General features: G+C 71.0%; 24 protein-coding genes and 5 pseudogenes. 5 read left to right on the top strand and 24 right to left on the bottom strand.

The features are described 5' to 3' along the window. From VIG79_RS10135 to VIG79_RS10130, 3 genes and pseudogenes are all read right to left on the bottom strand, one after another. Nucleotides 1-588: pseudogene (locus VIG79_RS10135) on the bottom strand (serine hydrolase domain-containing protein); the annotation flags it as partial. A gap of 25 nt (nucleotides 589-613) precedes the next feature. Further along, nucleotides 614-808: pseudogene (locus tag VIG79_RS19810) on the bottom strand (serine hydrolase); the annotation flags it as partial. Between the two features lie 343 nt (nucleotides 809-1,151). Continuing rightward, nucleotides 1,152-1,283: a hypothetical protein gene (locus VIG79_RS10130; RefSeq protein WP_331885166.1), complete on the bottom strand. Its 132-nt coding sequence runs from the start codon at nucleotides 1,281-1,283 to the stop codon at nucleotides 1,152-1,154. Between the two features lie 198 nt (nucleotides 1,284-1,481). Here VIG79_RS10130 and VIG79_RS10125 point away from each other — a divergent pair, with 198 nt between their 5' ends. Beyond that, complete coding sequence (locus VIG79_RS10125) at nucleotides 1,482-2,315, top strand: hypothetical protein (protein WP_331885164.1); 834 nt, start codon at nucleotides 1,482-1,484, stop codon at nucleotides 2,313-2,315. Nucleotides 2,316-2,333: 18 nt separating this feature from the next. On the opposite strand, the gene VIG79_RS10120 is transcribed toward VIG79_RS10125, so the two are convergent. After that, nucleotides 2,334-3,674, bottom strand: a complete 1,341-nt coding sequence (locus VIG79_RS10120) for a LuxR C-terminal-related transcriptional regulator (protein ID WP_331885162.1) — start codon at nucleotides 3,672-3,674, stop codon at nucleotides 2,334-2,336. 301 nt (nucleotides 3,675-3,975) lie between these two features. On the opposite strand from VIG79_RS10120, the gene VIG79_RS10115 reads away from it, so the two are divergent. Beyond that, nucleotides 3,976-4,503 (top strand): hypothetical protein, encoded by a 528-nt coding sequence (locus VIG79_RS10115; RefSeq protein ID WP_331885160.1) that lies wholly within the window; start codon nucleotides 3,976-3,978, stop codon nucleotides 4,501-4,503. A gap of 40 nt (nucleotides 4,504-4,543) precedes the next feature. Here VIG79_RS10115 and VIG79_RS19805 read toward each other — a convergent pair. The 6 genes and pseudogenes from VIG79_RS19805 to rpsB form a co-directional block, all read right to left on the bottom strand. Beyond that, nucleotides 4,544-4,744 (bottom strand): annotated as a pseudogene (locus tag VIG79_RS19805) (ATP-binding protein); the annotation flags it as partial. 258 nt (nucleotides 4,745-5,002) lie between these two features. Then, a complete protein-coding gene (locus tag VIG79_RS10110; protein WP_331885158.1) occupies nucleotides 5,003-5,368 on the bottom strand; it encodes a hypothetical protein in 366 nt (121 codons plus the stop codon). A 284-nt stretch (nucleotides 5,369-5,652) separates the two neighbouring features. Next, nucleotides 5,653-5,937: a PadR family transcriptional regulator gene (locus VIG79_RS10105; protein ID WP_331885156.1), complete on the bottom strand. Its 285-nt coding sequence runs from the start codon at nucleotides 5,935-5,937 to the stop codon at nucleotides 5,653-5,655. 115 nt (nucleotides 5,938-6,052) lie between these two features. Then, entirely contained in the window at nucleotides 6,053-6,343 is a 291-nt protein-coding gene (locus VIG79_RS10100) for a hypothetical protein (protein WP_331885154.1), read from the bottom strand. A 280-nt stretch (nucleotides 6,344-6,623) separates the two neighbouring features. Then, the gene (gene tsf / locus VIG79_RS10095) at nucleotides 6,624-7,454 is read right to left on the bottom strand and encodes a translation elongation factor Ts (protein ID WP_331885172.1); all 831 of its coding nucleotides are present in this window, start codon (nucleotides 7,452-7,454) and stop codon (nucleotides 6,624-6,626) included. A gap of 68 nt (nucleotides 7,455-7,522) precedes the next feature. Continuing rightward, complete coding sequence (gene rpsB, locus VIG79_RS10090; RefSeq protein WP_331885152.1) at nucleotides 7,523-8,479, bottom strand: 30S ribosomal protein S2; 957 nt, start codon at nucleotides 8,477-8,479, stop codon at nucleotides 7,523-7,525. Between the two features lie 280 nt (nucleotides 8,480-8,759). Between rpsB and VIG79_RS10085 the strand changes: the two genes are divergently transcribed. The 3 genes from VIG79_RS10085 (at nucleotide 8,760) to VIG79_RS10075 (ending at nucleotide 12,775) form a co-directional block, all read left to right on the top strand. Next, nucleotides 8,760-10,769 (top strand): DUF6541 family protein, encoded by a 2,010-nt coding sequence (locus tag VIG79_RS10085; RefSeq protein ID WP_331885150.1) that lies wholly within the window; start codon nucleotides 8,760-8,762, stop codon nucleotides 10,767-10,769. A gap of 35 nt (nucleotides 10,770-10,804) precedes the next feature. Beyond that, nucleotides 10,805-12,001 carry a pyridoxal phosphate-dependent aminotransferase gene (locus tag VIG79_RS10080; RefSeq protein WP_331885148.1) on the top strand — a complete coding sequence of 399 codons (1,197 nt, stop codon included), beginning with the start codon at nucleotides 10,805-10,807 and terminating at the stop codon, nucleotides 11,999-12,001. 111 nt (nucleotides 12,002-12,112) lie between these two features. Next, on the top strand, nucleotides 12,113-12,775 hold the full coding sequence (locus tag VIG79_RS10075) for a M23 family metallopeptidase (protein WP_331885146.1): 663 nt from the start codon (nucleotides 12,113-12,115) through the stop codon (nucleotides 12,773-12,775). 74 nt (nucleotides 12,776-12,849) lie between these two features. Here VIG79_RS10075 and VIG79_RS10070 read toward each other — a convergent pair whose 3' ends face one another. The 14 genes and pseudogenes from VIG79_RS10070 to rpsP all read right to left on the bottom strand — a co-directional run. Next, complete coding sequence (locus tag VIG79_RS10070) at nucleotides 12,850-13,815, bottom strand: DUF3152 domain-containing protein (RefSeq protein ID WP_331885144.1); 966 nt, start codon at nucleotides 13,813-13,815, stop codon at nucleotides 12,850-12,852. Between the two features lie 248 nt (nucleotides 13,816-14,063). Next, nucleotides 14,064-15,038 carry a tyrosine recombinase XerC gene (locus VIG79_RS10065; RefSeq protein ID WP_414672614.1) on the bottom strand — a complete coding sequence of 325 codons (975 nt, stop codon included), beginning with the start codon at nucleotides 15,036-15,038 and terminating at the stop codon, nucleotides 14,064-14,066. Nucleotides 15,039-15,342: 304 nt separating this feature from the next. Beyond that, a complete protein-coding gene (gene dprA, locus VIG79_RS10060; RefSeq protein WP_331885140.1) occupies nucleotides 15,343-16,488 on the bottom strand; it encodes a DNA-processing protein DprA in 1,146 nt (381 codons plus the stop codon). After that, on the bottom strand, nucleotides 16,485-18,026 hold the full coding sequence (locus VIG79_RS10055) for a YifB family Mg chelatase-like AAA ATPase (protein ID WP_331885138.1): 1,542 nt from the start codon (nucleotides 18,024-18,026) through the stop codon (nucleotides 16,485-16,487). The genes dprA and VIG79_RS10055 overlap by 4 nt, the downstream gene beginning before the upstream one ends. Next, a complete protein-coding gene (locus VIG79_RS10050; RefSeq protein WP_331885136.1) occupies nucleotides 18,023-18,436 on the bottom strand; it encodes a YraN family protein in 414 nt (137 codons plus the stop codon). The genes VIG79_RS10055 and VIG79_RS10050 overlap by 4 nt, the downstream gene beginning before the upstream one ends. Before the next feature lie 271 nt (nucleotides 18,437-18,707). Continuing rightward, nucleotides 18,708-19,013, bottom strand: a complete 306-nt coding sequence (locus tag VIG79_RS10045; RefSeq protein WP_331885134.1) for a DUF2469 domain-containing protein — start codon at nucleotides 19,011-19,013, stop codon at nucleotides 18,708-18,710. Continuing rightward, entirely contained in the window at nucleotides 19,010-19,780 is a 771-nt protein-coding gene (locus tag VIG79_RS10040; protein WP_331885132.1) for a ribonuclease HII, read from the bottom strand. The genes VIG79_RS10045 and VIG79_RS10040 overlap by 4 nt, the downstream gene beginning before the upstream one ends. Beyond that, nucleotides 19,781-20,692 (bottom strand): signal peptidase I, encoded by a 912-nt coding sequence (lepB, locus tag VIG79_RS10035; protein ID WP_331885130.1) that lies wholly within the window; start codon nucleotides 20,690-20,692, stop codon nucleotides 19,781-19,783. It lies immediately after the preceding gene. 61 nt (nucleotides 20,693-20,753) lie between these two features. Further along, nucleotides 20,754-21,500, bottom strand: a complete 747-nt coding sequence (lepB, locus tag VIG79_RS10030) for a signal peptidase I (RefSeq protein WP_331885128.1) — start codon at nucleotides 21,498-21,500, stop codon at nucleotides 20,754-20,756. 83 nt (nucleotides 21,501-21,583) lie between these two features. Beyond that, nucleotides 21,584-21,928: pseudogene (gene rplS, locus VIG79_RS10025) on the bottom strand (50S ribosomal protein L19); the annotation flags it as partial. A gap of 186 nt (nucleotides 21,929-22,114) precedes the next feature. After that, nucleotides 22,115-23,305: a tRNA (guanosine(37)-N1)-methyltransferase TrmD gene (gene trmD, locus VIG79_RS10020; RefSeq protein ID WP_331885170.1), complete on the bottom strand. Its 1,191-nt coding sequence runs from the start codon at nucleotides 23,303-23,305 to the stop codon at nucleotides 22,115-22,117. Nucleotides 23,306-23,310: 5 nt separating this feature from the next. Further along, the gene (gene rimM / locus VIG79_RS10015) at nucleotides 23,311-23,856 is read right to left on the bottom strand and encodes a ribosome maturation factor RimM (RefSeq protein ID WP_331885126.1); all 546 of its coding nucleotides are present in this window, start codon (nucleotides 23,854-23,856) and stop codon (nucleotides 23,311-23,313) included. A gap of 108 nt (nucleotides 23,857-23,964) precedes the next feature. Further along, nucleotides 23,965-24,207, bottom strand: a complete 243-nt coding sequence (locus VIG79_RS10010) for an RNA-binding protein (RefSeq protein ID WP_331885124.1) — start codon at nucleotides 24,205-24,207, stop codon at nucleotides 23,965-23,967. Nucleotides 24,208-24,410: 203 nt separating this feature from the next. Beyond that, a pseudogene (rpsP, locus tag VIG79_RS10005) lies at nucleotides 24,411-24,902 on the bottom strand (30S ribosomal protein S16); the annotation flags it as partial. Nucleotides 24,903-24,930: the final 28 nt, after the last annotated feature.

The raw sequence follows: 24,930 nt of genomic DNA, 5'->3' as shown, positions 1-24,930 counted from the left end.
GAGGTTGACCGGGGCCCCGTTGAACCGCCGGGCCTTGAGCCGCTCCGCCTGGGTCGCGGGCTGCAGCAGGCGGCCCTCGGCGATCTCCCGGCCCCAGACCTTGAGGTCGTCGAGGGACGAGATGATCGACCCCGCGCCGGCGGCGAGCGCCGGGTTGACGGCATTGACGACCTTCGGCGGAGGCGCTGCGTTGTGGAACGCCTGGTTCGGCTTCGCGGGGTCAAGTCCTTGCGGGACATATCCTTGCGGGACATAGCCGTTCGGGTGCGGGGCAGGGGTCGCGCTGTCGGCGGCCCAGAGAGTATGCGTGAGGCCGAGCTTCGCGGCGATCGAGTCGACGATGACGGCTCGGGCCGGCTTGCCGGTGACCATCTGGAGGATCTCGCCGAGGATCGAGTAGTTCGAGTCGCAGTAGGCGATGTTCGTCCCGGGCGAGAACAACGGCGCGTTGGCCTTGATGATCGCCAGCGTGTCGGCGAAGGACCAGGGCATGTCCGGGTCGGCGTCGAACGTGGCGTTGAACGCGGCGTTGGAGGTGACGTCGTAGTTCCCCGACGTCATGCCGAGCAAGTTGCGCATCGTGATGGTCGGGCCCGTTGGCGGTCCCCGGTACGAAGTTCTCGAGGACGTCGTCGAGCTTCGCCGCTCGGGCGTCGACGAGCTGCAGGACCGCGGTGGCCACGAACGACGTGGTGACGCTGGCGATCCGCACGTTTGTCCGCCGGGTCGTAGGGAGTTTTCTGCTCGAGGTTCGCGTACCCGCCCGCCCGCTTCCACAGCTTGTCGCCCATCCACACCGCTCCGGCATGCCGGCGATGCCGGTGGCCGTCATCACCTGGTCGAACAGCGCGTCGAGCTTCGGCGTGGTCGTGGCGTCGAGGGCGAACGGTGTCGCCGGGACCCCACCCGTGCCGGTCGGGCCCGAGGTCGCAGAGCAAGCGGACGGCGGAGCCGGGGAGGCGCAGGCCGCCAGGAGGCCGCCGACGCCGCCCAGCGCGCCCGCGCCGAGCACGGTGCGCCGGGTGGGCGCCCACCCGGACAGTGGACGATCAGCGGGCGTCCCCTGAGCCGGACTCATCCCCCGACGGTAGCGCCGGGCCGGCGGCGGCCCGGTCACGACTGCGCCACCTCGTGACCGTTCGCCTAGACGATCAGGAGAGCGCAGCGCAGATGTCGACCGACCGTCCGGCCACCGACCTGAGGGTGAAGACGCCGTTCGGATCGACGTCCACGACGACCCGACCGACCTGCAGCGTCGTGGACTTCCAATCCTGCCGTCCCACAGGGGCATTCGCATGTCACGACCCGCCCTGCAGCCTCACCAATCGGTGAATTCAGGGCGAGTTGGCCATTTGAACGAATGGTCGCCAGCGCTATGGCGGCTCCAGTAGTTTCACGGAAGGCGCGCGTTGGAGGACGATCGTGACTCCGACGCTGCGTCTTGGCCCAGGCGGTTTGGGCCATGATCGCGTCGAAATCCGGTGGCGATCGGCGACCTTCGGGGCAGGTCCCGCAATCATCACAATCGCCGCGAACGAAGGGGCGATCGCCACTACCATGTGCGCGTGTGGTGGTGGGGGCGTGCGTGCTCGACGATCGCCGCAGCCTCAGTGCTGATCCTCGCGGCCTGCGGGTCAGGCGGCGAGGATGGCGCCGTCGAGTCCGTGGGCGTTTCGTCCCTCGACGTCGCCGGTGGACGGCTGAACGCCCTGCCAAGCGGGCCGTTGTTCATGAGGATCAACCACTTCACCCAAGCCGCGGCTGCCCAGATTGGTTCTAAGAAGCACCAGCCCGGGTTCGTGTACCAGATCGCCGGTAGTCAGATGATGATCATCGGTGCCGACAGTGCCACGGTGAGCGCCGGCGAGGGGTACTTCGTTCCGGGCATCGAGCACACGCATACCAACTCCGGCTCAACGTCCAACGACTGGCTGTTCGTGGCGCTGTGGCCGACGGACATCCGTACCCAGCCAAATGTCAGTACAGCTCAGGTGGTGTTCGAGAGTGAGGACATCGCGCCGTCGACGCTGCAGGCAGGCGCGTACGCCGAGACGCTGCAGGTGGTGACTATCCAGCCCGGCGGCCATACCAACGTTCGGACACGGTCGGGACTTCAGGTGCTGTTCGTCCTTGATGGTTCGCTGCGTGCCCGAACGGACAACGCCACAACCGTGCTCGGGTCCAACTCCGGCACCTACCTCGCGCCGAATACGCGTTACCAGGAAATTGCTGCCGACCAGAAGCCCGTGAAACTGCTGGACTTCATCGTCACTCCTGTCGGTCAACCGTTCGAACAGGTCGCTCCGGCGTTCTGAGAGCCACCTCGGAGATGATCAGCGGAGGATCCGGACGAGGTTGTTCACCGTGTCCGCGATGTAGACGCGGCCCGAGGCGTCGATCGCCACCCCCAACGGCAGGTTGAGCTCCGATGCCAGCGCCGACGTCCCGCTCCCGGCGTACCCCACGGCACCGGTGCCCGCAACCGTTGAGATCACACCGGACAGGTCGACGACCCGGATTCGATTGTTCAGCCCGTCGACGAGGTAGAGGCGGCCGGCGTCATCGACGGCGATCGCCCCGCCGGTACCCGGGCCGGCCGCCAGGTTCAGGCTGGCGAGGCGAGCGGTCGCCCCGTCTCCCCGGAAGTCACGGTGTCCGTCTCCGGCGATCGTGGTGATGGTCCCGGACGGGTCGACCTGCCGGATCCGGTCGTTGATCGAGTCGGCGATGAACAGGTTGCCCTCGTGGTCGAACGCCAACCCCTGGGGCCCGTTGAGCAGGGCCGCTGTTGCCTTGCTGCCATCGCCGGCGTAGGCCGGATCGCCCACGCCGGCGATCGTCCGGAGGGTGCCATCGGTGTTGAGATAGCGCACGCGGTTGTTGCCGCTGTCGGCGACATAGAGGGTGCGCCCGAAGCCGATCGCGAGTCCGGCAGGCGCGTTGAGGCTCGCGGCCACTGCTGGCCCGTCTTCGCCGGAGAACGCGACGGTTCCGTTCCCGGCTACGGTCGAGATGGTCCCGTCGGGGGTCACCCGACGAACGCGGTTGTTGCCGGTGTCGGCGATGTAGACGTTCCCGAGGTCGTCGACGGCGAGCGCTTGGGGGCCGTTGAGGTGTGCCCGTGTCGCCGCCGCGCCGTCGCCGGCGTAGCCCGCCGTTGCCCCGCCCGCGAACGCGGTGATGGCTCCTGATGGGTCAATGGAGACGACTTGGTTGTGCTCCGCAACGTACACAATGCCACCCGGCCCGATCGCCACCGCGACCGGTCGGTCGAGCGCTCCGCCGGCTGTGGTCAGGTCCGTGATGGTGCGACCGCTTTCACCGCCGCCGCGCAGAATGAGGACCAGCACGGCCACCACTAGGACCGCGGCGACGCCGACGGCGGACGGGATCAGCCACCGCCCACTCCGACCGGCGACACTCTGGGTGCTGGCCGAGGGCTCCTGCTCGGCCGTCAGCGCCCTTGGCCTCTCGTGAAGCGCGACCCACCGCGAGATTTGCACCCGGTTGCTCAGCCCGAGCTTGGTGCGGATCTGTTCGAGGTGGCCCTCGACCGTCCGCTCAGACAGAAACAGGCGGTTGGCGATGTCCTTGTTCGTCAAGCCCTCGCCGACGAGGGCCGCGACCTGAAGCTGCCGGGGAGTCAATCGCTCGGCGGACCCACCGCCCTTCACGTGCCCAGCGTAGCGCCGCGAGAACCCCTGAAATGGGGCCTTCAGGTATTTCTACGTGCCTCGAACTGGCTCGAAAGGGGTACTTTCCTCGTTCTCCCGCTGTCCCGTGGATTACTAGCGTCGGTGTCGGAACAACCAAGGACCGGGTGCCCCACCTGGCGAATCCACAAGGGACTGGAGAACCAATGAACAAGAAGACTGTCCTCGGGCTCATCGCCGTGACCATCGCCGGTCCGGCGCCGCGCGCGGACTTGGACCCGACCCGGTTTGTGCAGGCTGTCACGTCCGGAGAGGCCAACTGATGCGAACGCGAACCGTGCTCCTCGGTGTCGCCCTGGTCGGGATTCTCGGTGCCTCCGTGTACGGCGGATCTGCCGGCGCCACACCGGCGAGCGGCCAGACAACCACGCCAATCGCGACGAAGATCTCCTTCGAGCCCATGGACGTGAAGACGCACGCGAAACCGGCGTCGCTCTGGGGGGTCCAGCTGAAGACCCGTGGGTCGACCGACGCCTTCGTCGTCGACAACAAGTTCGCCGCCATCAACCACGCCACCGGTGCGGTGGCGTCGACGGGATGGCACTACCACCCGGGACCCAGCTTCATCATGGTGATCGCCGGCACGGTCACCGACTACGAAGCCGATGACCCCACCTGCACGGGCCACCCCTACCACGCGGGTCAGGGATTTATAGACTCGGGCGAAGGCGCGCACATCCTGCGTAACGAAGGGGATGTCGCGGCGGAGACGGTCGCCATGCAGCTGGTACCAGAGAACGCTGCCCGCCGGATCGATCTGCCGGAGGCGCCCGGCAACTGCCCCTTCTGAGCTCAGACTCAGTACCCGCCGGGCCCAGCACCACAGCCCCATCTGCCAGTGCACACACGTCCTGCAACAGCACGGACTTCCCTACCCCAGCGGGACCGACCAAGACCACCGCCCCGCTCCGCCCCCCGTTGGCCCCCGCAACCAGCGTTCGCAATGCAGCCCGCTCCTGTTCCCGTCCCCAGAGCACCCGCCGAGCGTACGTCCAGGCACCCCCGCTCGCACTAATCGCACCACCGGCCATCAACGACCGAGCGTCGACGTTGCCCCAGCACCTAACCAACACCGCAAGGAGTGGGGACTTTCAGCTGGCCACCAGTGGGGACATCCACTTGGCCATTGACAGTCCCAGCGAACGAAAGCCCCCCCGACAACTTGAGTCTTTCCGCCGCCAGTGGGTCGCATTGGCGTTTAGCGGTTTGCCGGAGCAGTAGAGAGCGAGGCTGCTGGAGACACCGCGAGGGACCATGAGTCGCTTCGGTCGTCTGGTCACGGGTCAGGGTCAGCGACGGATCGTGCGGATGGTCGCAGCCGGGTGCGCAAGGGTGCCACCGATCAGACCGCAGAATGCCCCCACCAGGGCAACAAGCAAGGCGAAGCCCACGCCGAAGCCCAGCCAGGTCATCGAGTTCACGGCAGACTCGGTCGCAGCCAGATAGAGCGCCGCGGATGTCACGAAGGTCTCGTACCCGACCAGCGCCGTGACCGCGCCGACCAGCACGGCGATCTCGATGCTCGAGCGGCGAGCCCACCACAGCCCGACCACCACGTAGTACGGCGACAGCGCCATGGCGGCGAGCACCGGGACGGGAGCATCGGCGTCGCGGTACCCGTAGCTCCCCACCGCCATCAGCATGCCGACCACCAAGGCGGGAAGGTAGACGCGCAATCCTCCGAGTCCGCCGGCCGAGCCGACCCACCGCAGCCGAGTCGCCCACCTGCGTCCCGTGGTCATCAGCCGCTGGCGGGTGAGCAGTCCCACTCCGCCAAGCGCCCACACCAGCCGCGACCGTCCCGATCCGATCTGGCCCATCTCCGCGGTCAACGCATCGATCCACGGCAGCGATGAGGAGTCTCCTCGGGCGGTCAGCAACCGAAGTACCCAGTCGGCCGCCGATCCGGCTGCACGGTCCACGACATCGCGTACCCGCCTCACGACGGGGCCACCTGGAGGCGCGGCCGCCGGGCCCTGGACTCGTCGGCGCGCCGGGCTTCGGCCACGACCACGGCCGCGGACCTCCCCTCCGCCGTGAGCCGATACAGGTGCCGCGGCGGCCTTCCGGCTCGCTCCGGTTCCGCCCAACGCGCCTCAAGCCATCCCCGCTCAGTCAGCCGGATCAGGATCGGGTACAACGTGCCTGATCTCAGACCGGTGTTTCGGCTCAGGTCGTAGCCGTAGCTCCATTCCTCCGACCCCTGCAACAGCTGCTCCAGCACCGCGAGGGTCTGCCGAGAGACGGCCGGTGGACGTGGCACCTGCTAACTCTACATATGTCGAATCGATGCGGACAGCATTCCGACCGCTTCCCATGACGAGGCAGTCCGAGAGGCGTCACCGTGACCAAGCCCCCAATGACCATCTGTCCTCCGGATTCGGCCAGGGCTCACCTCTTACCAGGGTGGCGAACCGGTCGAGGGTGTTGCGGTAGAACAGATCCCACGCGTCCACCCCGTCGGCGCGGCTGGAACGCACCACGCCGACGGGGATCCGCTCGAACTGCTCGGAACCGCGAACCCAGCCGGGCACGGACAACTCAGCGGAGAGGACGCCGACGAGGTCGTCGCTGATCTCTCGGGACGGGAGGTCGTAGGTCACCAGGAGGCGGCCCTCGGACCGCGCCACGGGGCAGTGCCGCCTGCGGACCTCGCCGAAAACTCGGGAGGACAGGTGGGAGATCCCGTTCCGGGCGCGGGGCGTGACGACGACGAGGTCGTCCTCGTAGCGCCCGTCGACGAGGTCGCTCAGGGGATCGTGGGGACGCGACTTCCGTCCTCAAGGTCCCCCTCAGCTCACCCCGACGGGTCCAGGATCCGAGCCCCGAACGGGCCCCGACGCCAGGAGCGCAGCACCCGGACGTCCGAGTGCTGCGCTCCAGCAGAGTGGAACCAGGTCCGCGGGGTCGTCAGGACCCGACGCGGAACCGGGCGAACGCCTGGGCCTCGGCCTTGGCGTCCTTGAGGACCTGACCGACGGTCTTCTTCTGGTCCCTGGCGAACGCCTGCTCGATGAGCACGTTGTCCTTGAAGAACCCGTTGACCCGGCCCTCGACGATGCGCGACAGCGCGGCCTCGGGCTTGCCCTCCTCCCGGGCGGTCGCCTCGGCGACCCGGCGCTCGTTCTCGACCGTCTCTGCCGGGATGTCGTCCCGGGTCAGGGCAGTCGGCGGGAGCGCCGCGGCGTGCATGGCGATGTCGCGGGCGACTTGGTCGTCGCCGCCGGCGATGGCCACGAGGACACCGATCTGCGCCGGCAGGTCGGGGCTGGTCTTGTGCAGGTAGGCGGCGACGCGCTCACCCTCCACGCGGGCCACCCGCTTCACCTCGATCTTCTCGCCGATCACGGCGTTGGACTGGTCGACCAGCTCCTGGACGGTACGCCCGTCGCCGAGCGTGCTCTTCAGCAGCTCGTCGGCGTCGGCGGCGCCGACCGCGATGGCCTGGTCGAGGATCTGCTCGGCCAGCGCGATGAACACCTCGCTCTTGGCGACGAAGTCGGTCTCGCAGAGAACCTCGACGAGGGTGCCGACGCCGTCCTCGGCCTTGGCGGCAACGAGCCCGTTCGAGGTGGTGCGCCCCTCGCGCTTGGTCACACCCTTCTGGCCCTTGACGCGCAGGATCTCAGCAGCCTTGCCGTGGTCGCCGTCGGCCTCGTCGAGGGCCTTCTTGACGTCGAGCATGCCGGCGCCGGTCTGCTCGCGCAGGATCTTGATGTCAGCGGCGGTGAAGTTCGCCATGGTGGTACTCACTCTTTTCCTCGGGGTTGAGAGGGGGGAGAGAAGGTGGTCCGTCGGGGATGGGCCGGTCAGGCCGTCGCGTCGGTGGTCTCCACCTCAGGGTCGACCGGCTGGTTGTCGTCGTCGGCCTGCGGAACCGTCATCGGCTCGGCGCCGGTCGCCCCCTCGGGCGCCGGGTCCGCGGCGGCCTCGGCCACCTCGGGCTCGGGCGTCACGGCGGGGGCAGCCTGGTCGGTCGCCTCGGCGGCGGCGGCCTCCCGGTAGAGCTCGCGCTCCCACTCGGCCAGCGGCTCCTCGGCGGCAACCTGCTCGTCACCGGCGGCGCGACCGCCACCGGCCCGCGCCACGATGCCCTCGGCGACCGCATCGGCGATGACCCGGGTGAGCAGGGTGACCGAGCGGATCGCGTCGTCGTTGCCCGGGATCTTGTAGTCGACCTCGTCCGGGTCGCAGTTGGTGTCGAGGATGGCGATGACCGGAAGCCCGAGCTTGCGGGCCTCGTCGACGGCGAGGTGCTCCTTCTTCGTGTCAACGATCCAGACCGCCGACGGGACGCGCTGCATCGAGCGGATACCGCCCAGCGTCTTCTCCAGCTTGATCTTCTCGCGCTGGAGGATGAGGAGCTCCTTCTTCGTGCGGCCCGAGCCGGCCACGTCGTCGAAGTCGATCTCCTCGAGCTCCTTCAGGCGGGTGAGCCGCTTGGAGATCGTGTTGAAGTTGGTGAGCATGCCGCCCAGCCAGCGGTGGTTGACGTAGGGCATGCCGACGCGCGTCGCCTGGTCGGCGATCGGCTCCTGGGCCTGCTTCTTGGTCCCCACGAAGAGGACCGAGCCGCCGTGGGCGACCGTCTCCCGCACGAACTCGTAGGCGTCGTTGATGTACGTCAGCGACTGCTGCAGGTCGATGATGTAGATCCCGTTGCGCTCCGTCATGATGAAGCGCTTCATCTTGGGGTTCCAGCGTCGGGTCTGGTGCCCGAAGTGGACGCCGCTCTCGAGGAGCTGGCGCATGGTGACAACGGCCATGCCGTGTCCTCCTGGGGTGTCGTTGGTCGGTTCCGTCGGCGGCGCACGGGTGTGGCCACCTGCCTGGCGCCTGACCCGCACCCCACCGGACGCCGTGCAGCGGAGGCCGCTGCGTGGCATACCGGACCAAACCGGGTGCGCGTCCCCGTTTCGCTGGACAACAGGTCAACGGGCGAAGGCGCGCGAATTCGGCCATCGCGGACGACGGCCGTACCTCCATGGTATGCCGCAACCAGTTGGGGAGGAAATCGGCCCGGATCGACCCCGTAGGGTGCCACCCGTGAGCGAGTGGCTGCCGGTGCTGCCACCGCTCGTCCTCTGCGTGGCGATCGTGCTCGTCCCCGGGGCGGGGATCGCGTATGCGGTCGGGCTCCGCGGGATCGCCGCGTGGGGCGTGGCCCCGAGCCTCGGGACGACCCTGCTCGCCGGGGCCGCGGTGCTGGCCCCGTTCATGCACCTGCCGTGGCAGCCGTGGCTTCTCGCCGCCGCCGCCGCGCTGGCCGTGCTGCTGGCGTACCTCGTCGGGTTCGCCGTCCGGCCGCGCGGGAAGGTGCCGACGGGGTATGCGGCCCGCGACCTCGAGCGCACCTCGTGGTTCGCGCTGGCCGGGGTCGGCCTCGGGGTCCTGCTGGTCCTCGCCGCGGTCCTGCCGGGGATCCAGCGGCCCGGCGAGATGGTCCAGAGCACGGACGCGGTGGCGCACCTCAACCGGCTCCGGCAGTTCCTCGAGACCGACGTGTTCTCCTCGCTGGGCTCACCCGGGCACCCCGCCTACCCGAGCGCGTTCCACGACGTCGCCGGCACGCTCGCGCAGGTCGTGCCGGCGCTCGCCGACGGCACCGGCATCCTCGTCGCGGCGAACCTCACCGCGGTCGCGGCGGCGGCGGTGTTCTGGCCGCTGGGGATGGTCGCGCTCGTGCGGGTCACTCTCGGGCGGTCGGCGGTCCTGCTCCTTGCGGCTGGGTTGGTGGCGGCGGCGTTCACGGCGTTCCCCTACATCCTCATGGGCTGGGGGGTGCTGTGGCCCAACCTGCTCGGGACCGCTCTCCTGCCCGGGCTGCTCGGTCCGGCGCTGGTCGCCTTCGGGTGCGTGGCGCCGGTCCCCGGTCTGCCGCGGCGGCTGGCGGTGGTCGCCACCGCCGGTGCCGTCCCCGGACTGGCCCTGGCGCATCCCAACGCCCTGGTCTCGCTGGTGCTGTTCGTGGTTCTCGCAGTCGGGACCCGGTTCGCCCTGCAGTGGCGGCGCGTCGGCGGGGAGGAGGGCCGCCGGGCGGCGGTCAAGCTCCTCGTGCTCGCCCTGGTCGTCGTCCTCGGCCTGCTCGTGGTTCCCCAGGTGTCCAGACAGGTGGCGGACACGGCGAGCTACGACTGGGGCGCCGAGGGGAAGCTGGGACCCACGCTGCGGGACAGTGCGCTCCTCGGCCTCCAGATCGGACCGTTGCCGTGGGGGCTGCTCGCCGTGATGGCGATCGGGCTGGTCGTCTGCGTGCGGCGCGTACGCCTGCGGTGGGTGGTCGTGACGTGGGCGGCGTGCATCCTGCTGTTCGTCATCGCGTCGACCGGGCGCCCCGGCTGGGGGTCGCTGCTGACCGGGTACTGGTACAACGACAAGGTCCGGATCGGGGCCCTGGTCACCGTGCCGGCGGTGCTCATGGCGGTCGTCGGCACGCATACGGTGGCCCGGTGGCTGTCGCGGCTGCTGGCGGCGTTCACCCCGCCCATGACCGACCGGACACGGCGGCCGTGGGCCCTCGCCGCCGTCTCCGGAGGCGGTGCGCTCGCGCTCGTCGCGATGGTCACCGGCGGCGCGTCGCACCAGCAGGCCGGTGACATCGTCGACCGCTACTACCACCCGGGCCAGCCCTACCAGGTGCTCCTCTCCCCCGCGGACAACCAGGCGCTCGCCCAGCTCGCGCGACGGATCCCCCCGGGCGTGGTGACGGCCAACGTGCCGGCCAACGGGTCGGCCTTCCTTTATGCCTTCCACAACCGGCCGGTCCTCTTCGAGTCGCTGCTGCTCGACCCCGACCCCGACCACGCGCTGATCGGCGAGCACCTGCGCGAGGCCGCGACGCGGGCCGACGTGTGCGACGCGTTGCGGCGGGAGGGCGTCGAGTACGCGATCACCGGGCCGGAGCGGTACTGGCTGAACCTCTACACGCGGACCGCCGGGATCACGAAGCTCGAGGAGGCGCCCGGATTCCAGCAGATCGGGACCGCCGGTCGCTACAAGCTGTTCCGGATCCAGGCCTGCGGGTTCGACCCGGGGTGGCTGCCGCCCGACGCGTAGGCCCGGGCGGGGCGGCGCGGCATACGCTGCTGGTCATGCCTGTCGGTCTTTCTCCGGCCACCCCGCTGGTCGAGCGTATGCGGGGCTTCGGGACGACCATCTTCGCCGAGATGTCGGCGCTCGCCTCTCAGACGGGCGCCATCAACCTGGGCCAGGGCTTTCCCGACACCGACGGGCCGTCGTCGATGTTGTCGGCTGCGGTGGCGGCGATCGAGGGTGGGCGGAACCAGTACCCGCCAGGGCCGGGGGTGCCGGAGCTGCTGTCGGCGGTCGCGGACCACCAGCGGCGGTTCTACGGGCTGCCGGTCGACCCTGCCTCCCAGGTGCTCGTCACCGCGGGCGCCACCGAGGGGATCGCGTCGGTGGTGCTCGCGCTGTGCGAGCCCGGCGACGAGGTGGTGACCTTCGAGCCCTACTACGACTCGTATGCGGCGACGATCGCTCTCGCGGGGGCCGTGCGGCGGACGTCGGTGCTGCGGTTCCCGTCGTTCGAGGTGGACGAGGCCTCGCTGCGGGCGGCGTTCTCCGCGCGAACTCGGTTGGTACTGCTCAACTCGCCGCACAACCCGACCGGGAAGGTGTTCTCTCGGGCCGAGCTGGAGCTGGTGTGCGCGCTGGCGCGGGAGTACGACGCGTGGGTGGTCACGGACGAGGTCTACGAGCACCTGACCTTCGACGGGGTCGAGCACGTCCCCGTGGCGACGCTGCCCGGAATGTGGGAGCGGACGATCTCGATCTCGTCGTCGGGAAAGACGTTCTCGGCCACCGGGTGGAAGGTCGGATGGGTGACCGGTCCGGCCCCGGCGGTGGCGGCGGCGCGGACGGTGAAGCAGTTCCTCACCTACGTCGCGTCCGGACCGTTCCAGCCGGCCGTGGCGCTGGCGCTCGGGCTCGACGACTCGGTCTACACCGGGCTGGCCCGCTCACTGGAGCGCAAGCGGGACCTGCTGTGTGCCGGCTTGGCGGAGGCGGGAATGGCGGTGTCGCGGCCGTCCGGGACGTATTTCGTCGTGGCCGACGCGGCCGCGCTGGGCGCGTCGGACGGGCTGGCGTTCTGTCGCGAGCTGCCGGCGCTGTGCGGAGTGGTCGGGGTACCGGTCTCGGTGTTCCACGACGACGTGCAGGCGGCTCGAACGTTGGTCCGGTTCGCGTTCTGCAAGAAGGACGAGGTGCTGACCGAGGCCGCGTCCCGGCTGGCGACGTTGAAGGGCCGCGAGGTCGGGGCGGTCTGACTCCTCGCAGTCCGTTCCTCCCCGGGCTGAGCCGGATCGGGTCGGTCGTCGTCCAGTCCGGTCAGGTCGGCGTCCACAGGGCCTGACCGGTTCGTCCCATGGTCCACAGGCGTGCGGCGGCTCCTCGACGGGCGGTGGCCCGGCCTCGACGCTGTGGGGATGACGTGGTCGGCGAGGTTCGGGCGGCGAGTGGCAGCCGTGGCGCTCCTCGTCGCGCTCACCGTCGTCGTCACCGGAACCGACTCGGCGGCGGTCGTGGCTCCGGACTGGACGTCGGGCGCAGCGGCCCCTCAGGTCGTGCCGGCGCTGATGGCCCGTTCGAGCGACGCGGACAGCCCGGAGGCGATGGCGCCCCGAGGTCGTTGGACGTGGCCACTCCTCCCGCGCCCTCCGGTGCTCGCGCGGTTCGACCCGCCGGACGTGCGCTGGGGTTCGGGCCACCGTGGTGTCGACCTGGGTGCCGCCGTCAGCCATGAGGTGCTGGCTCCGACCGACGGCGTCGTGGCGTTCCGCGGGGTGGTCGTAGACCGCGGCGTCCTCGTCATCGAGACCGCCGGCGGCCTGCGGACGACCTTCGAGCCGGTGGAGTCGTCAATGACCGTCGGGACCGCCGTCGCCCAGGGCCAGGCCGTGGCCACGGTGGCGGCCACTCCCGGTCACTGCGCTCCGGCGACCTGCCTGCACTGGGGCGTCCTGCACGATGAGACCTATCTCGACCCTCTGGTTCTGGTCGGCGCCGTGCGGGTGATCCTCCTCCCGCTCCGCCCTCCGTGACCGGTTCACGCCATGAAGCCGATCGACGCCGCCGCCCAGCCGACGCCGCCCCACACCTGTGCCGAGTGATGCGGTCAGGGGCTCGTGGGCCAGGGCCATGCGGTGCAGCCCTCGAGGTCCTTGGTCTGCTGAACCATCACCGGCGACGGTTGACCGGGGCCTGGACAGTTGACGTGCCCATGGCCGAGCCCGTGGCCCACCTCGTGGCTGACGAGGTAGTCACGGTATGACGCGAGGTCGTCGCCGTAGGTGCTGGCCCCGCGGACCCACCGCGTCAGGTTGAGCACCGCCCGCATGCCGTTCCAGCACGACACCTGCTCGGTCGAGGTGTTGAGCGGCGCGCAGAGCGACGCCGTCAGCGTGGGGCTGGCCAGGGTGACGCGGATGTCGACGTGCGCACCGGCTGCTCGTTCCGCGGGGCTCACGGGAACGAACCGGACGGCATCCTTGGTCTGCCAGCCGCGGTCGTCGACGAGCACCGTGTGGACGACCGCCGCGAAGTCGGCAGCCGAGACGGGGAGGCCGTCCTCGATGTCGATGCCGTAAGCGACAGTTCGGCCGGTCGCCTTGACGGCACCACCCGGGATCTCGACAGCGCTGATGCTCCCCGCGCCGGAGCTCGGAACCGGCTGCTGCGAAGCCACCGGCGCCGGCTCGGCGGGGGCGTCCTCCTCCGCGTGCGCCGCGGCCGACGAGTCCGGGGCGCCGGACGCGGAGCCATCCGCGGCGGTGGCTGGTCCCGCCGGCGCGTCGGGTACGCCGGCTCCGGCGGCCGCGTCCCCGGCGGGCGAGGCAATGACTGCGCCCACCGGGCGCAGGCCACTGGCCAGCACCGTTCCGGGATCTTCGCGCCACCGGGCGAACACGGCGCCGGCGACGAGGACCACTAGGGCGAGGAGGACGGTCCGGCGGAGGCGAGCCTCTCGGCGGCGCTGTCGCCGGAGCCAGTCCGGAACCTCCTTGACGACGGTGCTCTCGTCCGGGGCATCGTCAACCGTTCCGCGCCGAGCGCGGGAGCCTGGCTGCTCCACCGTGGTCATGGTCTCCGGTCGTCGTAGGTCCCCGTCGGCCTCCGGGTCGAGTATCTCTCGTCGCGAGGTCTCGTGGGCGCCAGGCGGATCCCGTGCGTGTCACGTGGCTGCCGAGAGGCTGCACGACGGGGCTGGTCGACGGGGCTGGTCGACGGGGCTGGTCGACGGGGCTGCACGACTACGCGAGACCTGTCGCCAGGGGTGCCCGACGTCGTCCAGGAAGGGTCCGATCGCTCGGCAGGGTCATCGTGCCGCCGTCATGCGCGAGGGTGGGCCTGTTCGTAGGACCGGCGCAAACGCTCCACGGACACGTGGGTGTAGAGCTGCGTCGTCGCGAGGCTCGCGTGTCCTAACAGCTCTTGGACGACGCGCAGGTCGGCACCCCCTTCGAGGAGGTGGGTCGCCGCGCTGTGCCGCAGTCCGTGCGGCCCGAGATCCGGAGCGTCCGGGAGATGGGCCAGCAACGTGTGCACGACCTCACGAACCTGGCGCGGGTCCATTCGTTTGCCGCGTCGTCCGAGGAACAGGGCCGAGCCCGTCTGGGGAATGGCGATCCGCGGGCGGGCCGTCAGCCACGACTCCATGGCCCGTCGGGCCGGGATGCCGAACGGCACCACCCGCTCCTTCGCCCCCTTGCCGGTGACCCGAACGACGTCAGTGCCGAGGTCCAGGTCGTCGACGTCGATGGCGACCAGCTCACCCACGCGAATCCCGCTCGCGTACAACAGCTCGAGAATGGCTCGGTTGCGGATGTGGATCGGGTCCTCGTCGTCGGCAGCCACTGCGGCGATGTCGAGAAGCGTGGTCGCCTCCGCCTGACGCAGGACCGCCGGCAGACGCCCTCCTCGACGTGGGGCCACCAGCCGCAGCGACGGGTCGGCGGCGACACGTCCGGTCCGCGCCGCCCAGCGATAGAACGTCCGGGCGGCCGCCGCGCGGCGGGCGATGGTCGCTCGCGCCGCGCCCGCCTGCGACTGCCCGGACAGCCAGGACCGAAGGTCGGCCAGCGTCGCAGTCGCCAGCGCGTCGTCCAGCCCCTCCCTGCCCGAAGCCTCGGCTCGCAGAGACTCGGCTCCCGAGGACTCGGCTCCCGAGACGGGCCTCTCCGAGAGGTCGCCCTCCGAGCACGCGACCAGGTGACGGCCCAAGTGGGCGACGTCCGACGCGTACGCGCGGATCGTATGCTCCGACCGGCTGCGTTCGGACCGCAGGTACCGGACGAATTCGCCCACGAGTCCGAACCCACGATCGGCCGCAGGCGGGCGGGCGTCGGTCGCGGCGGACTCGGCCGGGCAGGCGTCGGTCCCGTCGGACTCGGCGGCAGGCGGGCGGGCGTCGGTCGCGTCGGTCTCGGCCGCGTCGTACTCCGTCGAGCGCTGCGCGTCGTCCTCGGTCACGTCGGTCCCGGTCGCGGAAGCGCGTCTCGCCGCTGCTGCCGAAACCATCACCTGGTCACGGTGACAAACCGAAGGGGTGCGCACAACGACCGCGTCCGCGCGCCGCGGAATCCCTCGCCGTCGGTCGCGCCCGCCGGAGTCAGCCGGCCCTCACCACCGCCTTGCGCCAGCCGTCGCCATCACGGCGCACGAAGCCCTGCAGTTCGAGTCGTCCCAGCGCGGCGCCGGCCACAGCGACCGGAACCGCGGCCGTCAGCGCGATGTCCAACGCGCTCTCGGCCCGCCGCACCGGTACCGACGCGAGGACGCGGGCGTCGGACGGGTCGAGAAGGTCGGCGAGGAGCGGCTCCGCGCTGCGACGCGGGGCGGCGTCGACACCGAAGTCGCCGACAAGGTCGATGACCTCGTCCACGTCGGTGACGATCTCCGCCAACCCGTCCCGCCGCGCCTGATGGCACCCGGACGACATCATCGACGTCACCGGCCCCGGCACCACGCCGACCGGACGACCGATCTCAGCGGCCGTGCGAGCCGTGTTCAGGGAACCTGATCGAAGCGCGGCCTCGACCACGACGACGCCGCGCGACACGGCCGCGATGATCCGGTTGCGCAGCAGAAACCGGGGCCTGGTCGGTGCCATCCCGGGCGCCACCTCGGCGACCACCGCTCCCACCTCCGCGATCCGGGCGAGGAGCGCGGTGTGCGCCAACGGGTAGGGCCGGTCGACACCGCCGGCCACGATGGCGACCGTGGCCCCGTCGACCGACAGGGCGCCCCGATGCGCGGCCGCGTCGATTCCGAACGCCGCACCCGACACCACGGTCCATCCGCGTTCCGCCAGCCCCGAACCCAGACCGCTGGCGACGGTGTCTCCGTAGCTGGTGCTGCTGCGCGCGCCCACGACCGACACCGACCGCTCGGCCAGCCTCGCGAGGTCGGAGCTACCGAGCACCCAGAGGCACAACGGCGGCACCGGGTGGTCGTCCAGCCGGAGCGGCCACTCCGGGTCGCCCGGGCAGAGGACGGTCGCGCCGAGCGTCCGGGCGGCGGCGAGCTGCGAGCCCGGGTCCGAGTCGACTCGGTACCGGTCGGCCCGCATACGGAACACCTCGGGTACCCCGTCGTCGGCCGACAGCACCAGCCGGAGAGCGTCGACCGCTCCGTGCTCGGCGACCAAGGCCAGGGCGCGCTCGTCCGCGGGTTCGGCGATCCGCGACCAGACGGCCCGGGCTCCGCGCTCGGCCCGCGGGACGCCGGCAGGCTCGGAGAACGCCGAGGCGGTCATGCGGCGACCTGCTCGTCCGGGAGGCGCAGGGCGAGCGCCCGACCGACGTCGTCCGCGTCGGGGCGGTCCGCGCCGCGAAGGTCGCAGAGCGTCCAGGCCAACCGGAGACACCGGTCATAGCCGCGCATCGTCAGCAGGCTTCGGTCGAGCGCGGTGTCGACCGCCGAGGTGACCGGATAGGGCAGCCGGAACCGGCCGCCGCGGAGCATCGGCCCGGGCACGTGGCCGTTGAGCCGCCACGACGTACCGGCCCACCGGTCGCCCTGACGCCGCCGCGCCGCGACGACCCGCGCAGCGACCTCGGCACTCGACTCCCCGACCGCGCCCAGGAGCGCCGCCTTGGATGGCGCCGGGACGAAGACCTGGATGTCGACGCGATCGAGCACCGGCCCTCTGAGCCGGTTCTGGTAGCGGGACAGCCGAATCGACGAGCATCGACACCGGACCCCCTTGCCGTAGCCGAACCCGCAGGGACACGGGTTGGCCGCCAGGACCAGCTGGAACCGGCAGGGAAACCGGTGCCGCCCGGCCGCGCGAGACACGACCACCTCCCCCGACTCGATCGGCTGACGCAGTGCCTGGATGACCGACGTGTGGAACTCTGGCGCCTCGTCGAGGAACAGCACGCCGTGGTGCGCCTGAGTGACCGCCCCGGGCAGCACGCGGCTCGAACCGCCACCGATCACCGCGACCGGTGACGCTCCGTGGTGGGGTGCGACGAACGGGGGCCGTCGCTCGAGCGCCGCCTGCGAGCCTATCCGTCCGAGGACCGACGCGACGGCGGTGACCTCCATGGCCTGGGCGTCGTCCAGCTCGGGCAGCAGTCCGGGCAGCCGCTCCGCAAGCATCGTCTTCCCGCCGCCCGGTGGCCCGACGAGGTAGAGGTGATGGCCGCCCGCGGCCGCGACCTCGAGGGCGCGCCGGGCCTCGTGCTGGCCGACGACCTCGGCGAGGTCCGGCGACGGTGCCGCCACGACGGGTGCGGGAGGCGGTTCCGGTACCGGCGAGGGGATGAGTCCTTGGTGCAGCGCGGCATACCGGGTGACGAGCTCGTCGAGGGTGGCGACCGCGTGGACCTGGACGCCGGGGACGAGCCGGGCCTCGGCCGCGTTGGCGACCGGGACGACGACGTGGCGTACTCCCTTCCGGGCGGCGGCGAGGACGAGTGGAAGAACGCCGGGGATCGGTCGCACGGTCCCGTCGAGCCCGAGCTCGCCGATGTGGACGACCTCTCGGACGACCTGCGCAGGGATCGCCTCACTCGCGACGAGTGCCGCGACGCAGATGGCGAGGTCGAAGCCGGAGCCGACCTTCGGGATCGACGCCGGCGAGAGGTTGACGATGACGCGGCGCAGGGGAATCGGATGACCGGAGTTCGCCGCTGCCGCCTTGACCCGGTCGGGAGCCTGGGCGCAGGCGCCGTCGGGGCAGCCGCCCACGCTGAACAGCGGCAGGCCGGAGGCGACGTCCACCTCGACGTCGACGAGGAAGCCGACGATCCCACGCAGCCCCACCGCGCGCGTACGGCCGAGAGTCACGAGACCGCTCCGACGACGTGCTCGATCCGGCACGGTCCGCGGCGGGGCCGCAGGACGCCGACGACGTCCACCCGGATTCCGGCGACGCCTGTGAGCGCTGCTCCAGTCGCCCGGCGGTCGGCGATCCAGGCGGCCGAGAGCCGTCGGAGCCGGGCGAGCTTGCGGTGGTCGACCGCCTCGATGGGCTGGCCGAAGGTCGTGCTCCGCCGCGTCTTGACCTCGCAGACGACCAGACAGGCGCCGTCACGGGCGACGATGTCGATCTCGCCGAGGTCACAGCGCCAGTTGCGGTCGAGGACCTCGAGGCCCCTGTCGGTGAGGTAGCGCACCGCCATCCGCTCGCCGTAGCTGCCGAGCCCACGCGCGGTGTGCCACGGCATCCCCGTGGCGACGGCCCCCGATGTGTCCATGCGACAACGGTGCCCGCGGGTATGCGCCCTCGCACCACCCCGCCTGCCGGCTGTGGACCGTGGGACGAAACGCACAGAGCATGTGGACGAGCGGACGTCCCCCCACTATGACCGGGGGACGCTAGCAGCGGCTACCGACACGGGTCGCCGACCGCCAGGCTTGCGGGGAGCGGTGGCCCCAGCCCGGTGCGGCCGACGCTCCCGACCAGCGGTGAGCCGCCGGCAGCAAACGCGCCCCGGGGGGCCACGGCTCCTGGCAACCAGCACCCTCCTACGAGGGCAGCTCCAGGTCGGACTTGGGGAGCTCCTCGATGTTGACGTCCTTGAACGTCACCACGCGCACGGTCTTGACGAACCGGGCCGGCCGGTAGATGTCCCACACCCACGCGTCGTGCATCGTCACGTCGAAGAACACCTCGCCGCCGTCGCCGCGGACCTTCATGTCGACCTGGTTGCACAGGTAGAAGCGGCGTTCGGTCTCCACGACGTGCGTGAAGAGGGAGACGACGTCCCGGTACTCCCGATAGAGCTGGAGCTCCATCTCGGTCTCGTACTTCTCGAGATCCTCAGAACTCATCCCGTCGACTCCTCGGACCCATGTTCACGAACGTCCAGCGCGCTCAGTTCTACCACCCCGTCCTCCAGCAGCTCCTCGAGGCTGGGCATGCCGGGCAGCCGCCACGACCGGCGGTGCTGAACGCAAGGACCGTGGGCCTCGAGAGCGAGCATGTGCTCGGGGGCGGCGTACCCCTTGTTGACCGCCCAGCCGTACACCGGGTGGTCGGTGTCCATCGCCACCATGAGCCCGTCCCGCTCGACCTTGGCGATCACCGAGGCCGCGGCCACCGACGAGCACTTCATGTCGGCCTTGATCATCGTCGTCACCGGCGGCACCGACGGCGCTCCCTCGTGGGCGAAGGCCAACAGTCCCAGCTCGTCCGGTGGCGTGAGCCAGTCGTGGTTCCCGTCGAGGATGACGAGGTCAGGAACCACCCCCGCTGCCGCGATGGAGGCGAGCGCGCGCATACCGGCCAGCCGCAGGCCGCCCATGATCCCGATCTCGTCGATCTCCGCGGGCGAGGAGTGGCCGACGGCGTAGGACCGCGCCCACCGCTGGATCGGACGAACCATCCGCCTCCGCGCCAGCGGCGTGAGGAGCTTGGAGTCCTTCACCCCGACCGGAGCCGACCGGCAGGTCTCGTCGATGACGACGACCCCGACCGACACCGGACCGGCGAGCGCGCCGCGGCCCACCTCGTCCATCCCGGCCAGCACCCGATGCCCGTCCCGCTGCAACGCGCGCTCGACGCGCAGCGAGGGCTTCCTGCTGCGGGTGACGACCACTCAGCCGGTGGCGCCCGTGGACGCCGGGGTCGGGGCCGGTTGGCCGGAGGCAGGAGGCACGTCGGAGTAGACCCGTTCGGGTACTGAGAGCCACGTCACGTGGTCGATGGGCCAGACGATCATCACCGACCGACCGGTGATGTCCTCGATGGGGACGGACCCGGTCGCCCCGGTGCCGTCGTCGTGGAACCGGGAGTCGCTGGAGTCGCTGCGGTGGTCGCCCATGACCCACACCTTCCCCGGCGGGACCGTGATGTCGAAAGGGGCCTTGCCGCCCCCGGGGGTGTCCCCGGGCTTGATGTACGGCTCGGCGACCGAGACGCCGTTGATCGTCAGCTGGCCGTTCTTGTCGCAACAGACCACGTGGTCGCCGGGCAGGCCGATCACTCGCTTGATGAGGTGGTCGTCCGAGTCGTCCGGGACCAGGCCGACGAACTGGAGCACGCGGCGGACCGACTCGCGGGTGCCGCCCTCGCTGGTCGTGGGGACCGTGCCGAGCCAGTTCCCGGGGTCCTTGAAGACGACGATGTCGCCGCGGTTGAGGTCGAACGGACCGGGCGTCAGCTTGCTGACGATGACGCGGTCGTCGCGGACCAGGGTGTTCTCCATGGATCCGGACGGGATGTAGAACGCCTGAATCAGCCAGGTCTTGACGATGAATGACAGCACCAGCGCCATGACGGCGATGATGAGGATCTCCTTGATGCCGCCCCAGACGTTCTGCAGGAACGACCCGGAGTCGTCGTAGTCCTCGTCGTCGTCGTCATCGACGTAGCCGGCCGCCCGGTCGGGGTCGACGTCCTCGACGGGGCCCCCGTTACGTGGGTCCGCGGGCTGGCGAGCCTGCGCGGTCTCGGTGCCCCCCGTTGTGGCGATGCGACGGAGCCGTTGTTCGGCGGTCTCGTCGGTCATGCCTGGCCCAACGGATCGGCGGGAGCGTGGGCGGTGAGCGCCACGGGCGTTGTGGGTGAGGTCACTGACCAGCTCCGGCAGGCGATGGGACGGTGGACAGCGGACCGGGACCCCCGAGAGAGCCAAGTCGGCCGGGCGGCCAGTATCGCACCGTCGCCTGACCGATCACCTCACCGACCGGGACCATGCCCCCGCCGGGGCGTCCGAGGTAGGAGCGGGAGTCGCCGCTGGCGCTGCGATGGTCGCCCATGACCCACAGGTGACCCGCCGGGACGAGCACGTCGAAGGTCAGGTCGCTCGGCGTGTCGCCGGGCATGAGGTACGGCTCGTCGACGCCGACCCCGTTGACCTGGAGGTGCCCGGAGGCGTCGCAGCAGGTCACCCGGTCGCCGGGCAGGCCGATGACTCGTTTGACGTAGTCGGTGCCGGTGTCGAGGGTGAGCGCTCCGGCCAGTCTCCGACCCAGGGTCGCGAGCGCCCCCGACGAGGGTTCGTCGCCGCTCACCGGGAAGGCGCGGGTGCCGTCGAAGACGACGATGTCGCCGCGGTGCACGTCGTCACCGCGCACCATCCGGTTCGCGAGGATCCGGTCACCCGGCTCGATGGTCGGCTCCATGGAACCGCTGGGGACCGAGAACGACTGCACGACGAACGCGCGCAGCAGGACCACGAGGACCACCGCGAGGACGGCGTAGGGCCACCACCTGGCGCGGGACCGGTCGTCGGTATGCGGATCCCGACGGTCCTCGGGGGCCGTGGGGACCGAGGAGCCCGGCACCGGGTCGGTGCCGGGCTCGCTGGACGTCACTCCGACGTCGAGGCGGAGGTCGCTCCGGCCGGCGTGGCCTGCGGGGCTGCGGCGTGGGCCCTGCCCTTGCCCTTGACGGGAACCGTGTCCCGCTTCTCCTTGATCTTGGCCGCCTTGCCGCGCAGGTCGCGCAGGTAGTACAGCTTCGCGCGGCGCACGTCACCACGGGTGACGACCTCGATCTTGTCGATGATCGGGGTGTGCAGCGGGAAGGTCCGCTCGACACCCACACCGAAGGAGACCTTGCGGACGGTGAACGTCTCGCCGACTCCGCCGCCGTGGCGGCGGATCACGACGCCCTGGAAGACCTGGATACGGGAGCGGGTTCCCTCCACGACCTTGACGTGCACCTTGACGTTGTCGCCGGCGCGGAACGCCGGGATGTCGGAGCGGAGGGAGGCCTGGTCGAGCGCGTCGAGCTTGTGCATGGCGGTGTCGCTTTCTCGGGTGCCACAGGTCACCGCGGGTAGTTCAGTGTCGTCGGACGACGAACGAAGGGTATGCGTACCGGCCGGCCTCGTCACCCGCATACGTGCTCGCGGGCGACTCCCCCTGTGGCAGGGGCGCGTCTGGTGCCGGACGCAACCACTGATTCTGCCAGAGCCGGAGTCGACTCACGAAATCGCGTCGGCCCCCGGAACGTCCTTGACGAGGTCGACGGTCCCGGCGAACCGTCCCTCGCCCGGCCGCGTCCGGTACCCGGCCCGGCGGTAGCGGCGCAGGTTCGCCGCGCTGCGGGATCCGGTGTTGATCCAGAGCCGGCGCGTCCCGGCCGGGGCGGCGGCTTCCGCATACGCCAGCAGTGCCCGCCCGATGCCGCGGCCCTGGAGGTCCGGGGCCACCATCAGCCGGCCGATCTCCCACTGTCCGGGGGTCTCCGTCGACGAGCGGGCGCGCACGGAGCCGACCAGCCGGCCCCCGCTCCGGACCACCCAGGTCTGCCACTGCGCGAACCCGGTGCGGACCTCGTCGGCGTCCTCGCTGAGGGCCGGGATGTCGAGCGTCGAGTTCGCGACGGCCTCGGACAGCCAGCAGGCCCGCTGGAGCACGGCCACCTCCTCGGCATCCGCCGGCTGGGCGGGGCGTACGTCCAGGCGGCCGGCGTCGAGAGCGGCCGCGAGGTGCCGCAGATCCGGGCGTCGCTCGGCGGTACGAGCCAGGCGCTGCGCGTGCCGCCACGCCGCGATGGCGCCGTGGTCGCCGGAGAGCAGCACCGGCGGTACCGGGCGGTCCCGCCAGACCGGCGGCTTCGTGTAGACGGGGTACTCGAGCAGGCCGTCCTCGTGCGACTCCTCGACGAGTGACTCGGCGTTGCCGATGACCCCGGGAAGCAGCCGGGCGACGGCCTCGACGATCGCCAACACGGCGACCTCTCCCCCGTTGAGGACGTAGTCGCCGAGCGAGACGACGGACACCGGCATCCGGGCCGCGGCGTCCTCGACCACGCGCTCGTCGATGCCCTCGTAGCGGCCGCAGGCGAACGCCAGCCACCTCTTGGCGGCCAGGTCCCGGGCCATCTGCTGCGTGAACGGCTTCCCGGCCGGCCCGGGGACGACCAGGTGCGGGACGCCCTCTCCGGACGCGGCGACCGCGTCGAGCGCCTCGCCCCACGGCTCGGGTCGCATGACCATCCCGGCGCCGCCGCCGTAGGGGCTGTCGTCCACCGTGCGGTGCCGGTCGTGCGTGAAGTCGCGCAGGTCGTGGACCCGCACGTCGAGCAGGCCCTCGCGGCGAGCCTTGCCGATGAGGGACAGGTCCAGGGGCGCCAGGTAGTCCGGGAAGATCGACACGACGTCGACCCGCATACCGGTCACGCGTTGAGCTCCAGCAGGCCCTCCGGCGGGTCCACGACCACCCGGCCGCCCGCGACGTCGACCTCGGGGACGATCGCCTCGACGAACGGCAGGTACGCGTCGCCGCCGGCGTCGAGGGCGACCACCAGCAGGTCCTGGGCCGGGCCCATCTCCAGTCGGGTGACCTCACCGATCCGGGCTCCGTCGGAGGTGTGGACGGCGAGACCGCGCAGCTCGTCCTCGTACCAGCCGTCATCGCCGCCGGGCTGGAGGTCCGCGGCGTCGATGACCAGCCGAGCGCCCCGCAGCGACTCGGCGCCGGTGCGGTCGGGGATCTGCTCGAAGCCGAGCAGCCAGACGCCCTGGTGGACACGGGTCGACCGGATGGTCAGCGTCCGGGGCACGCCGGTGCCGGCGTCCGCCTGGGTCGCGATGGTGGATCCGACGGCGAACCGCGCCTCGGGGTCGTCGGTGTGGAGCTGGACGGTCACCTCGCCGCGCAGCCCGTGCGGCTTGCCGATGCGGGCGACGACGACCTCGTCACCGTCTCCAGGGTCGCTCACGGCATCGATCCTCTCAGCCGGCGTCGCGCTTCCAAACCGTCGTTGTTGCCGGTTCCGGCGGTCTCAGCCGCCGGAAACCGGCAACAACGGACGTCTGGAAGCGGGGAGTCAGCGGTCGCGGTCGGTGTCGACGATGTCGATCCGGACCTGGCCGCCGCCGGCGAGAGCGCCCACCACCGTACGCAGGGCGCTCGCCGTGCGACCGGAACGGCCGATGACACGGCCGAGGTCGTCGGGGTGCACCCGGACCTCGAGCAGCTCGCCGCGACGCAGCTCCTTGCGCCGGACGACGACGTCGTCGGAGTGGTCGACGATGCCCTTGACCAGGTGTTCGAGGGCTTCCTCGAGCACGATCAGGACTCGGACTTATCGGCGTCGGCCGTGGTCGCCGCCGGGTCGTCGCTGGAGTCGGTGCTCTCGGCCGCCGCGGCACCGGAGTCGGTGTCGGCGGCGACCGGGGCCGGCTCGGCCGGGGTCTCGGCCGGGGTCCCGCCCGCCGTCTCGGCCGCGGTCTCGGCCGGGGTCTCGGGAGCGGGAGCCTCCGCAGCCGGAGCCTCCGCAGCCGGAGCCTGGGCAGCCGGAGCCTCCACAGCCGGAGCCGGAGCCTCAGCAGCCGGAGCCTCGGCCGTCTTGGCCGGAGCGGCGGCTTTGGCGGGAGCGGCCTTCTTGCGGGCCGGGGTGTCCTTGACGTCCAGGCTGGAGCCACCGGCGGCGGCGACCGCCGACTCGTAGAGCTCCTTCTTGCTCTTCTTCGGCTCGGCCACCCGCAGGGTGCCCTCGGTACCGGGGAGGCCCTTGAACTTCTGCCAGTCGCCGGTGACCTTCAGCAGCGCCGCGACGGCCTCGGTCGGCTGGGCGCCGGAGCTCAGCCAGTGCTGCGCGCGGTCGGAGTCGATCTCGATGACCGACGGCTCGGCGGTGGGGTGGTACTTGCCGATCTCCTCGATCGCCCGGCCATCGCGCTTGGTGCGCGAGTCCATGACGACGACACGGTAGAACGGAGCGCGGATCTTGCCCATGCGCTTCAGACGGATCTTGACGGCCACGTCGGTGGTCTCTTTCTCTCACGTGAAC

Source organism: Lapillicoccus sp. (genome assembly GCF_036559105.1).
Classification (GTDB): Bacteria; Actinomycetota; Actinomycetes; order Actinomycetales; family Dermatophilaceae; genus Lapillicoccus.
Note: the sequence above shows the minus strand (reverse complement) of the source record. Positions and strands in the feature narration are given on the sequence as shown.

What these genes read in the sequence shown, in the direction of transcription:
- VIG79_RS10115 (WP_331885160.1), top strand. Translation starts at nt 3,976, where the DNA reads ATGCGAACGCGAACCGTGCTCCTCGGTGTCGCCCTGGTCGGGATTCTC.
- tsf (WP_331885172.1), bottom strand. Translation starts at nt 7,454, where the DNA reads ATGGCGAACTTCACCGCCGCTGACATCAAGATCCTGCGCGAGCAGACC.
- rpsB (WP_331885152.1), bottom strand. Translation starts at nt 8,479, where the DNA reads ATGGCCGTTGTCACCATGCGCCAGCTCCTCGAGAGCGGCGTCCACTTC.
- VIG79_RS10080 (WP_331885148.1), top strand. Translation starts at nt 10,805, where the DNA reads ATGCCTGTCGGTCTTTCTCCGGCCACCCCGCTGGTCGAGCGTATGCGG.
- VIG79_RS10070 (WP_331885144.1), bottom strand. Translation starts at nt 13,815, where the DNA reads ATGACCACGGTGGAGCAGCCAGGCTCCCGCGCTCGGCGCGGAACGGTT.
- dprA (WP_331885140.1), bottom strand. Translation starts at nt 16,488, where the DNA reads ATGACCGCCTCGGCGTTCTCCGAGCCTGCCGGCGTCCCGCGGGCCGAG.
- VIG79_RS10050 (WP_331885136.1), bottom strand. Translation starts at nt 18,436, where the DNA reads ATGGACACATCGGGGGCCGTCGCCACGGGGATGCCGTGGCACACCGCG.
- VIG79_RS10045 (WP_331885134.1), bottom strand. Translation starts at nt 19,013, where the DNA reads ATGAGTTCTGAGGATCTCGAGAAGTACGAGACCGAGATGGAGCTCCAG.
- lepB (WP_331885130.1), bottom strand. Translation starts at nt 20,692, where the DNA reads ATGACCGACGAGACCGCCGAACAACGGCTCCGTCGCATCGCCACAACG.
- trmD (WP_331885170.1), bottom strand. Translation starts at nt 23,305, where the DNA reads ATGCGGGTCGACGTCGTGTCGATCTTCCCGGACTACCTGGCGCCCCTG.